Source organism: Arsenophonus sp. aPb (assembly GCF_029873475.1).
Lineage (GTDB): Bacteria > Pseudomonadota > Gammaproteobacteria > Enterobacterales > Enterobacteriaceae > Arsenophonus.
Map to the genome: position 1 here is coordinate 682735 of NZ_CP123499.1, position 13720 is coordinate 696454.

Consider the following 13720-nt stretch of genomic DNA (forward strand, 5'->3'; position numbering starts at 1 on the left):
CAGTGAACATTAAACATTATTTTAACTTTACCAGACGGATTTTCTAAGCTGCCTATGTGGCAGTGAACACACCAAGCGCCAACTCTAAATAACTCAAAATTTTCTAAGCTGCCTATGTGGCAGTGAACATCAACGTGAAGTTGCTGATTTGCGTGCTGCCTTTCTAAGCTGCCTATGTGGCAGTGAACTTGATTTCTATTGGCCTGCGCTGAGTCATCTTTTTCTAAGCTGCCTATGTGGCAGTGAACAAGGTTTAACAACATCACCGGAAAATTGACTATTTCTAAGCTGCCTATGTGGCAGTGAACGTCAGGGTAATGCCGATGATGATAAAGTTTTTTTTCTAAGCTGCCTATGTGGCAGTGAACAATGATCGACAAGACCAGGCACAGAATTCACATTTCTAAGCTGCCTATGTGGCAGTGAACATTTATTGCCAAGGCAATGAAGATGATGATAATTTCTAAGCTGCCTATGTGGCAGTGAACGTGGACTCGTCAAACGAGATTTGATTTCTATTTTTCTAAGCTGCCTATGTGGCAGTGAACGATCATTCGCAAAACGTCTACGAAGGGAAGAATTTCTAAGCTGCCTATGTGGCAGTGAACGTTTTTCTCGTGCCAAATTTTGGGATAAATATTTTCTAAGCTGCCTATGTGGCAGTGAACCGTAAAATCTCTGTATAACGTGTACCGCCGCGTTTCTAAGCTGCCTATGTGGCAGTGAACAATAGCATAAATCAAAATAAATAAGTTGCAACAAGAAGTTAGATAAAAAACAGCATTTTACCCTTCTATTTTTATATTTGCTACAACTTATTGTTTTATAACTATATTTTTAAAGAGCGAAAATTAAAGGTCAAAAATGGGGTACAGTAGCAATTGATTCCTGGTTGGACATAGACTGACTTAATCCATAGCAGGTAAATGTGCCATTTTGCGCCTCTGATCTTTCTATCCGTTTAATAAATAATGGAAATTGACTATGCTTTCCTGTTTGTTGCTTGGTTTGTTGGCTGTCTAACCAAATAAAAGGTAAGTCACTTTGCTTTTGTGGTCGGGTTTTCTCCAGTTGTTTTAAACACTCTATTAATGGTTTGCCGGTTTTGGCCGACCAGCGTTGTGCTTTACTGAGCATCGCCTGTTTAATGCGATTTTCACCTTTAATATGTTGACGGATATAGCTGACAGGTTTTACTTGCAATGGCACCGCTTGAATCGATTTAATATGGACATAGTCGGAAAATCGGGCTAGCCATTGCTCAATATGCAGTTGGTTTAGCTGCTCTCTTTCTGCCGCCAATAAACGTAATTTTTTGCCTAATTGGAAAGTGGAACAAGCGTACTCAGGAAAGGCAACCGCGATTGCGCTTTGAGTCTGATTAACTTTATTGTCCACTAAGGCAATATGCAGTTGTTGATAAATTTTCTGCCACAAGAAACCAAGGCTAATATCGGGATCGGGCAATAAAGTGATTTCCTGATAGTAGTTCATAGCCCACCTTATTTTTCACTTTCACCAAAAACACCGCCGCGGATTAATACGGCCATGACATAATGCTCATCTTCAGTATTGTCTAATTTGCTGCCGCGGGCCCATTTATCAAAATGGCTGTAAAAGTCCTGCTTCTCTTTCGGCGTTCTGTAAGCAATACCTAAATTGGTAACTGCACCATAGGGCTCGATAGCAATTGCGCCGGCGCTACGTTCAGGATCTTGGTAGGCGGGATACCAGGTGTCGATTGAGCGCAATGCGTTACCGATTTTTTGTGAGTGCATAGCCGCGTGCCTAATAACATTGGGTTCAACTTCCGGGCTTGCGCTAGCGCCTTCGTGCCTAGCCGCAGGCCTATTGACATGATAAAGGACTTTACTTTTTTTACTTTTTCCTTTGTCGAGTATTAGTTCTTCACTAGGATAGACTTCTTGTGCTCTGCCTAATAATGCATAAGTGGTGATGTTTAATAGCAGTGCGTCATTTTTACTGGACAGGGTGGCAGCGATTTTATTACCTAACTCATTGATGGCTGTATCTTGTTGTTCAAAATCACGGATACTGTATTGAGTGGCATCAAATGTCCACTGCTGTTCCTGTCCTTGGCTTAATACACTAACCTGGACTTCTATTTTTTCAGCGCCCACTCGATTACGCCATAGAAAACGGGCATTGGCGATATTATGTGCATAGCGGCGGCCAAGTTCTTGGCATCCTTCCCGCTCAATATAGTCGGTTGCCGCTTGTTCATAGCTTTGTTTAAAATTGGCATTATTACAGGCTGAAGGATATTGTACACCGCCTAGTATTTTGAGAGTAAATTGATGTTTTAAGGTGTCCTGATCGGTACCGAGTGCACAAGCATCAACGGTTTGTAGATTGGCTTTTTCAACTTCAGCATTAAGCTTCATCGGGTCATTTTGTACCGCACCTTTTAAACGATTTGAAATTGTGCCACGTACCGATTTTTCCTGTAATGTTAAAGGGAAAGCCTCTTTTTTATTGTCCCAGCATGTGCCATAGAAATAACCGTCAGAGGGCACTAATTTTTTTTCAAATGCTAATACGGAAGTCAAGTCATTATTTTTCGCCATTTTATGTTTCTCCATTAATTAAATTAGTTTTGCTTGTCTTGCTGACATAAATAGAGGTTATTTTCTGTATCAGTGGCGTAATACCAAAAGCTGTCAGCTAGCTGTTCCAAACGATGTACCATTTTGAATTCCCCCAATGTGACAATGCTTTCGGCAAATCGGTGTGGCGTATCAGGGTCACGTTGATTTTGTGCTTTTGCTAAGCTGGATATACCATGGAAACCTGTCGCAATCGGTACAATCCATCCTGCTGTTTTACGTTTGCTGTACCATTCAATTTGGCCATTTTGCTGTTTTTCACACTGGTGATGTACGGTCAGATAATCGAGTAGGGCATCAATAGCATCTTTCCCGGCCTCCATAGCCTCTTTCATCAATTCACGGCGTTCAATCAAGACGTAGCCGGGCATCAAACTACTTTTTAATTGACGTTTTTCTTTATCATTGTCATCGTCGTCGTCAACAGTCCATATTTGCGGATTTGCAAAGGCTAAAATATCGCCACCGGCAATTTTCATGGTGAGTAGTAATTGGCTGATTTTATCTAGCTGTTGTTGGTTTAATGGCTGTTGTTCCCCTTGTTCCATATTTTCATATTCAATTAATAAAGAGACGTCCAGATGGCAGCGTGCTTCTTCAATAAATGAAGCGCGTGAGCCGTCTTTTTCCAGGGGATTGGCGGTACCGATAATCGATTGAACGAAATCACCAGCGCCTTTATAGGTTTGCAGATCACATGCATGGCTAATAACCGCAGTTGACCAAAATTTCAGTGTCGGATAGCCATGCTGATTGAGTTTGCGTTGTAAAGCGTGGCTGAAACCCAGCCAGGCGGTCATAGCCGGGAAACCGATAGTAAATGGGCTGGATAGCGCATTAGCATTATGGATCCGAAGATGGGGTAGATGTAACAGGCTAATTGTGCTCACCTTAGTGACTCCTTATTATTTTCAACGACCAATTGGATTATTTTTTTTAATTCAGCATCACCTAACTGAATGTATTTTTTTTCAATGATTTTTTGGTAGCTAGAAATAAATTGGCGAGCGAGTACTTCAATTAGGTAAGTTAACCAATCATTAGTTTGATTGCGTTCATCTTGCCGATTAGGAAAAAGCCAGATTTTTTGATAATCGGGTAGGTTTTCCGGTAATTTAATATTATTTTCGCTAAATTTCTGACGAATGTGATACATGATTAAAATAATATGCTCGATATACTCTTGTATATAACTATCTCGCTGGTTGCGTAAATTTATATTGTTTTTATCTATATGTAGGAAACAATGAAATGCCTGAAAGGTTTCTTTTATATGAAAAGGATTGAAGGTATCAGTAAAAAAATTGTGTTGTGGCAAGCGTAGTGTGCGAGTTTGCAGGGTAGGTGGCAGAGATAACAGCAAGTGGGCTTTACCGCCGTTTTGGCTGCTTAGCATTGAGGCATTTTGTGGTTTGGTACCACCAAAACTCATGGTAGTAATACCATAGATTTCGCTAAAGCCATGCTCACTATATTCGTTTTTGCTTTTTAACTGTCGTGCTGCTTTGTTTTCTTCCGCAAAGCGCAGCTGGTCGATACGCTGACGTAATTCAAATAAGTAACACGATGGTGTTAATAGCGATAATAGGTGATATCCATCGTCAATTGGGAAGTAGATCTGTTTTATTTTGGAACTGGTTGATGGCTTTGGGTGCTGAGCTTTAATGGCTAATAGGTCAGTTCTAAGGGTATTATAATCATGGCCATCGATTGATAACAGTGATTTGGCTAAATCCGTTTCATTTTCAATATGCTCAAGTAATGATGCTCCATCAGCTAATTTAAGCCGAAGAAAATTCTCAATACCCATTTCTGCGGCATTACCAACTGAATCAATAGTTTTATATACCACATTACCTGAGCGTAAAAAACCGTCATTTTGCCTTTTTCCCGAGTAGATAATTGGTGTGACAAAAGTTTGGTTTTTTAGATTTTTTTTACCTATGCCGGTAGCGGTATGAGTAAATGTACTGGGGTGGGTGGTTAATGCTCGACTATTTATTTTAGCAGCTCGTTCAGGTAGCCAGTTTGCTAAACTAAAAACTCTTTCACATTCTTGCCTTTTTGTATTGATTTGTTCTTCATTGTCGGAGGATTTAAGATTTTTTTTAAGCCATTCTGCTTTGCGTACAGTAAAAAAGGCTTCTATTGCTGGATCTAACATATCGCTACTTGTCCTTTTGTTTTTCGATATTTTATTAATTTAACCTAATAAAAAATCAATATCAACCCATTATATTTTTAATATTAAAAATTTTGTGAATGCAAATATCAGAGAATAAGATCAAAGTGACTGCAATCCTGTAGAATGTTAAAATGTAGTTTCTGCCATATAGGTAGCTTAGAAAATTATTTTTTTCATATTAAATTTTACTGCCACACAGGCAGCCGACTGACTGGCTTATGCCAGTCAGTCAACCACTTTCTCCAATCCCCATTGATCGTTGTAATGATAAGTACAGTGCTCATTATCCCAATGAGTAAAAGTAATTTCGCCAAAAATGTATGAGTTGCCGGGAATTTGTTCGTTTTCCTGTTGTCGTTGATTGATTAACTCGACGTAATCTCGCACCAGCCATAATTTTTGTAGCAAATGTTCTGCTAAAGGTTTTGGTTTGATGCCAAATAGATGTTCAACTGGTACCCAACCACTCTGTTTATCATACAGTTGAAAAACCGGTCGTTGATTTTCTTTAATCTCCATCAGGTATAGTTGGGTTGAAGGCGCGCTACTACGAAATCGGTTCCAGTATTGTGGTAGTCCGGTCATCCACCAACAACCACTGGTGTAACCCCATAGCTGATCAGACGTTTTTCCTGTTGTTGGCTGATTTATTAATCTACCTCTGAGCATAACCGGTACCACATTTTTTTTCGCTGGAAAGATATATTGGCAGCCAAGTGTTTGAGAAATAACATGGTGCTCCAAATCAGCCAGCCTATTTTTAGGCTGTAACTCGGTTGGCTTTTGGATGCGCAGTGTGGCATCGACTGTGGCGCGTAATTGGTTTTCGTCGACTAATTGCGTTAGATCATGAGTTGCTAAAGTATATTTTGCGGCGGTTTCATAACCCGGCTGCGAAAATACTTGCTGATTTTTACCCTGATAGCCTTTCCAGTTGTATTGTAGTAGGGTTATATTGGGTTGTTTAACCGCGGTTTCACGATGGCGGCGCACCCGTCCGGCTAATTGGATCAGCGAACGGTAGGAGGAAGGTTCAATCACTGCCCAATCAAAATCATGATCGCGGCCGACTTCTTCTACTGGTGTGGCGACTAGAATAAAGATCAACTGTTTTGCTTTGGTCTGATTAAGGTGGTTACGGATCACTGGGTCATTCAGTGCGGCGGGTGCTTCTCCCGGCTCTTCCTTGCGTTTAAGTACCGCATCAAGATGTTTTTCCTGTGCATGGCGCAATAACAGTACTTGTTGGCTGTGATAGGCCATGGCCCGAATATCGACCTCTTGCGGCCAAATGGCTTCCAATAAGAAACGGGTTAACTGAATACATGGCTGAATATTTGCCATCCGTACAACACCAAAAGAGACATTAATACCGGTGAGCTTGTCAGGGAAACTGTGCTGTTGGTGTTGAGCAATAATTGCTTGCTGAATAGCCTGAAAGTAGCTTTTTTGCTGATCAGTATCATTTTTATCACGTGGCAATGGCAAAATTGTTGCTTTGCGTCTTGCTGGTTTTTCCGCCAGCCGCTCAGTTCGTTTTTGGATAAATGTCTGATGTTCAGCTTGATAGTATTGCGCAGTTTGTTCACTGTTATTGAGGGTGGCAAGGTGGGCGGTAAATTCATCGACCCAGACGCAACCAACCTGATGATTAAGATGTCGGCTAGTGGCATGCAGATACCAGCCTTGCTGATAGGCATGGAAAAAACTTAATGCCAGATCTGGTGGTATAGTGGCTGATGAGATCATCACTTTGCGCCCCAACATACCGGCCAGATGAATTAATCGGCCAATAGCGACCAGATCTTCGCCCATAAAATCATCAACTTCATCGATTACTAAATCGGAGGACATTAATCTTAGACAGGGCAGAATATAGCGTCCACCACGTGTGGTCTCGGTTGCGGCCATGATATGGTCGATGGTACAAGCTAACACTGGCGCATAGAGTAGAGCGCGATCTTTTGCGCGTCTTAACACAGTGGTCAGCTCTTCTTCTGGCAGAATTCCTTGCCAGGCGTCATCTTGCCAGCGTAATTCGTCGTCACCATCGAATAAATTTTCCACAGATGCTGAGCCCGTTGCCTCATAATCCGTTTCTTGCTCTTCATTTTTCGGCGCTAGTTCATCTTGATGCAACTGTTGGATCGCTTGCGAGCCGATTAAGACCGCTAATTGGCTATTATCGAGCCCGATCCGATCACGGTATTCATCCCCAGTTTGCAATGTCAGTGTACGCAATCCCAATGCGAGTATGAAACGTAGACTCTGTTTATCATCCGATAAAGCTTGCATAATTTTGGCGTTGGCCAGCGTTTTACCACAACCGGTACTGGCCATATTGACGATAAAAAAACCGCTAATATTGTCGTTATTTTCATCGCGATAATGGCTAATTGCCGTTACTGCCTTGTCTTGCCATTGAAAACCTTGTTTGGGATTTTTCTGTGGTTTTAATTCCTTGATATCACAGGCGACTGGCGGTTCACTTTCAAAAAAAGGCAAATATTCCACTACATTTCTCGCCGCTTCTGTAACATTGAGTAGATGTTCATCCAATTTTTGCTTTAATTTTTTACCGCCGTTATTTGGTTCACGTGCAGTGTTGGCATATAAATTAATATTGGTTTGCCAGTTAGGATCGTTATTTTGTGATGAGTAATGATGATCGCCCAACATTAAACATAAGCGAGCATGATGAGCAATTAGGCGCCAACTGCCATTTTGCATTGCTTCCAGGAACAGGGGTAACTGTTGTTTTAAATGGTTGGCCGCTGAACTTAGCGCTGTAAGCCAAGCCGGCGATTGACTGAGTAATCCCTGGGGAAATTCGAAGCACTGACTCACTCGTTGTTGATATTCTTTTTCATCTTGCCGATTTTCGTATCCCCAGTTTTGTTTCAGCCGCTGCAATAATTGGGCTATCGTGTCACTAGTTTGATCTTTTAAATTGTTAATTTCCTTATCAACTCGTAGGGAAGGTAACCGGTGATGGGAAACGATTAACCAACTTAATAGTGATGCGGCATCAGGTAGGTGGGTTAACGGTTTTATCTCCTGTAGATGACTGTGATGTTCTGTTAGCCAATTCTGTAGCTTTGCTTCATCAATGCGCTGAGTAATCAAGGTGTCAAGCCAGCTTGAATCATGCTGAGGTTGGTCACTGGTTTTCACTAACGCACTAAACAGTAATACCGAGATCCATTCATGCCTAATTGGATCACCTTTAGCTGAAATTTTATATTGTGGATCTAATTTAGTTTGAAATAAGCGAGTGGCTTTTCCCCAATCGTGTAATAAGCCTGCCAGACGAGTGAAAGCATCAATTAACGGCAGGTACTTCCAGTTATTTTCATACTGGCTGCCAAGTAGTGATTTTTCCGTGCGGTTAACAGGAACATGGCCTTCGTTATTAAATTTATTTTTGTTACCAACCACCCATAATAATTGAAAACGGGAACGAGATCGTATCCAGTGGCAACTGATAGCACTATTTCTGCTAGCGCTTTGGCGTAACATTTTATGTACGGTTTTTAATCCATTTTTAGTGATCAAGGTTTGCCAGGTGTTATCGCCAATCCGATTGGCAAAGGCATCTAATATTCGGCGTGTTCTTTTCAAAGCATTTTTCTCACACTGAGAAACAAACGTTACCATCATAGATTTTGTTCCTTAATCTGTTGTTCAGAATGGTTTTGCAATGCGATTGCTTTTACGGTGTTAAACATAAAATCCAGTGCTTGATGCTCAACAAATTGTTGTAATACTTGTTGGCGAAACTCCTGTTCGCTGGCATTGTCCTTGGCGCAGATAAAGGCCCATGGCAGAACTATCGCATCTTTAATTAAGTCAGCCACATCAAATACCAGTGCTCCGCGGCGAGTTTTGCCATGCATAACAGCAAAACTATGCGGGATACCTAATACCCATAGGCAACTGGCGGCTAAACCGTATGCTAAGTAATTACCGTGATTAAGGAACTCATTAGTTTTAGTGAGTGATTTATGTTGTCGGATGAAATTTTTCTGGTTGGTATTATTTGCTGCATATTTATATAAAGTTTTCGTCAATTGTGCTTCTGTTGCTAAGAGTTCTGTGGGATCCTTAGCCACTTTGGTGCGCGCATGAAATGTTTCTAAAGCCTTTTGGATTATTTTATTTTGGTAAACAAATTCTTCATTTTTCAATTCACGATCTTTTTCCCAAACTTGTTGTAAATAGTTGATCCGCGCCTGCTGAAACTGCTTTGCGGCGGCTAAACGCTTATCTTGATCAAACCAGAACTGCATCCAGCCTTGCAAATATTCTGTTGGTCGATACTCATTTTGTGGTGTTAGCCACTCGATTTCGGCACCCATAAATAAAGGAGTACCACCGCCGCCACAAAAACCGACCAGTACGCCGGCGGTGGCTAGCATTCGCATAGCGGCTTGAGTGATAGAGGTTCCTGTGCCTAATAGAATTACGGTCGTATTTGCAATGGGAATATTGTAATAGCAGTTTTCATTTTTAGCTTCCGTTAGATATAAAACTCGGCCATCTTTTTGCATAACGCGACAATGTTCTAGATAGTAGAGATTAGCTCTTTTGGAATGTAATATTGTTTTTAAGTCTGAAGGAGGCAGTTGTTCCATTTTTATTTTAAAACTCCATTTTAATGATTTTTTGACGCTAAATGGCGCTAGCAAATTAATTGATTGTTAATTGGTGTTTTGTTGGTTGCTATTTAGGGTCATATATTAATGAAAATTTTTTTTATATTTCATGACATAGCACATAAAAATCAGATAAATTTAGGTTAAGTAAGGTTTTGTTCTATGGTATAGCTTATTGAGATTAATTTTAATTTTCCCTAATTAGACGTAAAAATTTATTGCTTAGTTGCTAGCAACTTTTTTATTGACTAATAAGTTATGTAAATATAGTTAATATAAACTATAGAAATATAGTATTTATTTAAAAATCTATACATTAATTAAATGCTGCTAATGTTTAATTATTTTTATTTATTAAAAAAATAAAAATTCTCCATGATAATTGAAGAGTTAAATAAATAAAGTTTAAACATAAAATAAATTGAATTTGATTTTGCATTGCTATTTAGTTGAAATACTAAGGTATCTCCGATGGCGATACATAACGTTTTTTTACAAAAAATGAAATTTATATATATTAAATATACTATTAAAAATTTAGTTGCAGAAAAATATTTGTTAATGTCGGATTATCATAATATTTTATTATAAATTGTTAGAAATTGATTTCAGGTAATAATAATTCAATAAAACAGACAGCGGAGCAGTAATGAAAAAATTTTTACCACAATTAGAAAATAAAATGCTGATGGCGTTTGTCGCTGCTGCTGAGTCAGGTAATTTTTTACAGGCAGGGATATTATTAAATAAGTCTAAAACGACAATTAGTCGTTGGATAAATGAACTTGAGATTATATTAGGCTACACGTTATTTGATAAACGCTCGAATGGTTCTGTTTTGGATATAAATAGTAATGGTAAACTTTTATTGCCAAAGGTGAAAATGTTTTTATTATCTTTACAAAAATTAGAAAAGTTTTCTTTCGCGTTAAATAATAATAAAGAGCCTGCGGCCATTAGATTAGCATTTAATCAATTGATTCCTGAAGAGGCGATTGCTGATGTAATATTGAAATTAAAGAAAGAATTTCCCGCTGTTGAAATACATATTGTTCATGCGGATTTATTTGATGTTGAATTTACCCTTAATAGTAATAAAGCAGATTTTGTTTTAGGCTTACAATGTGTTGAGATATATAACAATATTAATGCGCAAGTTGTCGGTGATATTCAAATGATGTTAGTGGCAGATCCTGCCCACCCTTTGGCGAAAGAACAACAGGTGAATAGTTTATCTTTATCTTCTGAAACAGTCATTTATCCTTCATTACAAGGTAAGGTCGATGATGAGCGATATCATTTTCTGCCTTATTCAGAAATGATGTTAACCACTGATTACTATTCGTGTGTGAAATTGGCTGAAAAAGGATTAGGTATTACTTATATTCCTGACCATATGGCTATTAATTCTATTTTGACAAAAAAATTAAAAGAGGTAAAAGTAGACAAAAATGAAGTCAATAATATCCATTCATTAATGCTATATTACCGTGCAGATTATCGTTATTTTGCCATATCTGCCATTTTAAGCTCAGGATTAAAAGAGTGGTTTGGTTATCATTAAGTGATGAGCACCGTTTGTTATTCAATTAATTTAACGACTCGTTGCTTGGTTTTGTCGTAAAATGGCTAACATAATTAAATAAAACATAAACAAACTACCAATGGGATATTTTTTCCCCATTCTTTAAGCATATAATACGCGCTCATTCGAAAGTGTTATATCTCGTTAGGCGAGGCTCCTATACAAACACAAGTTGCTGATCTCACGACGTCGAGAGACGCCCAAGGTTAGGACAAGGCAGATCGGATTAAGGTTTGCCTCAAAGTAACTTCCTATCATAGGATACGTTGTATAGTGCTAAAACTAAGACGATTGGGATAGTGTTCTATGCTCTTTCATCTGGTCGCCCCTATATATGAGATTTATTATAGGGTATCTATATGTTTCTATTTTTGACATTCAGCGAGCAAAGTATTTTCTTAGCTAGGTTTAGCTATATCTCTCTTCTTTCTCCTATACCGATAAATTAATTGTTTATTTTATTGTGTTAAAACAGCATAAAGTGATTATAAATAATCACTCATCGGCTGTCTGTATTTAAAATATTTGTATGATGACCAGTTCATCAATTTTTATATGTCTTGAGATAAGTATTATGTTTTCTTTTATTAAAAATAAATCGACCGGTTTAATTTTTTTCTGTTTTTATATTCCCGGGGCTATGGCAGTAGACGTTTATGATAAGCAAGGTAGTCGAATAGCGGTTAATGGTGAGATTGAATCTAAACTAATGAGTTCAAAAGATAAGAATCAAGATGGTAATGAAATAAAAGTAAAACTGGGTTTAGAGTTAGATAGTCAGTTTACCGATTCTGTTAGTGGTTTTGCCAAATTTGAACATGAAACAGAACTACATGGCGGAGAAGGGGATAAAAGTAATGAATCAAAGAATAATTTGGCTTTTGCCGGATTAAAATATAAAACTCACCATATCGATTATGGTCGTAATTATGGTGTTATTTATGATGTTGCTGCTTATACCGATGGATTATCGCTTTTTGACGGTGATTTCTTTTCTGATAGTGATATTTCAACCACCAAAGAGGCGAGTAATTTGCTGACTTATCGCCAAACTGATTTTTTTAATTTAGTAAAGGGACTCAATTTTGCTTTGCAGTATCAAGGCAAAAATAGTCATAATGATGAGGTTCAGCATCAAAATGGTGAGGGGTGGGGAGCCAGTGTTAGTTATCACTTTACCGATGATTTGCAAGCAACCGTGGCCTATTTTTATTCCAACAGAACTCAGCAGCAACAGCAGATCCGGGCGGGTAAATCGGCGGAAATATGGGCGGTAGGTTTCAATTATGACGCTGAACCTGTCAAATTTGCCGGTTTATATTCCGAAAGCCGCAATATTCATTTTCACGAAGTCGATGATAATGTAGTGATCTTTGGTAAAGTTAGTACCCTTGAGTTGCTTTCTTCCTATACATTTGCATCAGGCTTAGAGCCGGGAATAGCTTATTTTTATTCGCGGGCTAATAAGCAAGTGGATGTGGTTAATTATCTTAATATTTATACTAACTATAATTTTAACGATAATTTTAAAGCTTACGCTGCTTATAAAGTTAATCTATTGAGAAATAGCCAACGGGCTAACGAATTAGAGATAGCGCGCGATAATGTTATTGGGATAGGGATGACTTATAGTTTCTAAACTTTATCACTATTGTGAGCGAATTTTCTGTTATCTTTTATTGTAATTGCTAGTTATGTGTGTCGTTAGCTATTTAATGACATACATAACTAAATTTATTTTTATCTGATGCGCCGTAAAACCCCGTCCTTCAGGGCGGAGATATAAGGCGCGGTTTTCAAACTAACCAGGTGTTTGCTGTTGCTCAATGTACTGTCGGATAATAGATATCGGTGCGCCGCCACAACTTCCTGCAAAATAACTTGGTGTCCATAGAACTCCTTTGTAGTAATAACGTTGTGCTATATCAGCGCGATCCCGTCGAAGTAATCGACTCGACACCCCTTGGAGACTGTTAACCAGATTAGATATCGCCAATTTTGGGGGGTAATTAATCAGTAAGTGAACGTGATATGGGGCGCGTAACATTTTAGCGGCAGGACATGCCGTGCTTGCCTGTGGAGGGAGGGTGCAGTCAGACCGCCCGTTGAAGCAGGAACCCACCGAGGCGAATCAGACTTCAGGCTGAACGCGGTAGGAATCCACGTCTTTTAGGGCATGGAGGATGTCAATAACCAATGGTTATTAATTACCGATTTCAGTGCTTGTTCTTAATTTGGTTAATTCTAACGCTTTATTTTTAGTTAACTCAATTTTGTTGGCCATCGCGGCGATCCCCCAATAGGTTCCTTGCTGAGTATCATAAAAGCGGTTAATCGCTTCTAAGTTGAGATCGCGATATTTTATCCATGCCAATTGTGATTTTTTCAATGCAGTTTTGAATTTTGAGCTTAACTTTTTATCGGCGATTAATAATTGGTATTGCTCGTTCAATTCGTTATCCCATAACTTTAACGCATTTTGGTAACAATCAACGCTATCGAGGGTTGATACCGTTGTTGGTTTCGCTAAACATTGTTCTAACGTTTGATCGATATTAATGCTATCGGCTAGCACCAATTTACTGATAAATAACATGATAACTAGGGTTAATTTTTTCATGGCATCAACTCGAATGGTTTATCGGTATTAATAATATATAAGTATACA

Annotated in this window: 9 protein-coding genes, 1 pseudogene, 1 CRISPR repeat array and 1 riboswitch (1 of these 12 cut by a window edge); of the genes and pseudogenes, 2 read left to right on the plus strand and 8 right to left on the minus strand. The window is 38.8% G+C overall.

What is annotated here, in order from left to right; translation table 11 throughout:
• A CRISPR array of direct repeats spans window positions 1-728; the repeat unit is 28 nt; unit sequence TTTCTAAGCTGCCTATGTGGCAGTGAAC; it begins 3442 nt to the left of the window's first position.
• 130 nt (window positions 729-858) lie between these two features.
• From cas6f to cas1f, 6 genes are all read right to left on the minus strand, one after another.
• A complete protein-coding gene (cas6f, locus tag QE177_RS02935; RefSeq protein ID WP_280551252.1) occupies window positions 859-1494 on the minus strand; it encodes a type I-F CRISPR-associated endoribonuclease Cas6/Csy4 in 636 nt (211 codons plus the stop codon).
• A gap of 8 nt (window positions 1495-1502) precedes the next feature.
• On the minus strand, window positions 1503-2588 hold the full coding sequence (gene csy3, locus QE177_RS02940) for a type I-F CRISPR-associated protein Csy3 (protein ID WP_280551253.1): 1086 nt from the start codon (window positions 2586-2588) through the stop codon (window positions 1503-1505).
• 23 nt (window positions 2589-2611) lie between these two features.
• Window positions 2612-3517: a type I-F CRISPR-associated protein Csy2 gene (csy2, locus tag QE177_RS02945; protein WP_280551254.1), complete on the minus strand. Its 906-nt coding sequence runs from the start codon at window positions 3515-3517 to the stop codon at window positions 2612-2614.
• Window positions 3514-4791, minus strand: a complete 1278-nt coding sequence (locus QE177_RS02950) for a type I-F CRISPR-associated protein Csy1 (RefSeq protein WP_280551255.1) — start codon at window positions 4789-4791, stop codon at window positions 3514-3516. Before QE177_RS02950 ends, csy2 begins: the two co-directional genes overlap by 4 nt.
• 246 nt (window positions 4792-5037) lie before the next feature.
• Window positions 5038-8472: a type I-F CRISPR-associated helicase Cas3f gene (cas3f, locus tag QE177_RS02955; protein ID WP_280551256.1), complete on the minus strand. Its 3435-nt coding sequence runs from the start codon at window positions 8470-8472 to the stop codon at window positions 5038-5040.
• On the minus strand, window positions 8469-9446 hold the full coding sequence (cas1f, locus tag QE177_RS02960; RefSeq protein WP_280551257.1) for a type I-F CRISPR-associated endonuclease Cas1f: 978 nt from the start codon (window positions 9444-9446) through the stop codon (window positions 8469-8471). Before cas1f ends, cas3f begins: the two co-directional genes overlap by 4 nt.
• Before the next feature lie 670 nt (window positions 9447-10116).
• Between cas1f and QE177_RS02965 the strand changes: the two genes are divergently transcribed.
• Entirely contained in the window at window positions 10117-11031 is a 915-nt protein-coding gene (locus QE177_RS02965) for a LysR family transcriptional regulator (protein WP_280551258.1), read from the plus strand.
• A gap of 154 nt (window positions 11032-11185) precedes the next feature.
• Window positions 11186-11355: riboswitch (M-box (ykoK) riboswitch) on the plus strand.
• Between the two features lie 271 nt (window positions 11356-11626).
• Window positions 11627-12691 (plus strand): porin, encoded by a 1065-nt coding sequence (locus tag QE177_RS02970; RefSeq protein ID WP_280551259.1) that lies wholly within the window; start codon window positions 11627-11629, stop codon window positions 12689-12691.
• Window positions 12692-12760: 69 nt separating this feature from the next.
• On the opposite strand, the pseudogene tnpA reads toward QE177_RS02970, so the two are convergent.
• Both tnpA and QE177_RS02980 read right to left on the minus strand, forming a co-directional pair.
• Window positions 12761-13081, minus strand: a pseudogene (tnpA, locus tag QE177_RS02975) (IS200/IS605 family transposase); the annotation flags it as partial.
• A 174-nt stretch (window positions 13082-13255) separates the two neighbouring features.
• Entirely contained in the window at window positions 13256-13672 is a 417-nt protein-coding gene (locus QE177_RS02980; RefSeq protein WP_280551260.1) for a DUF1311 domain-containing protein, read from the minus strand.
• Window positions 13673-13720 lie beyond the last annotated feature (48 nt).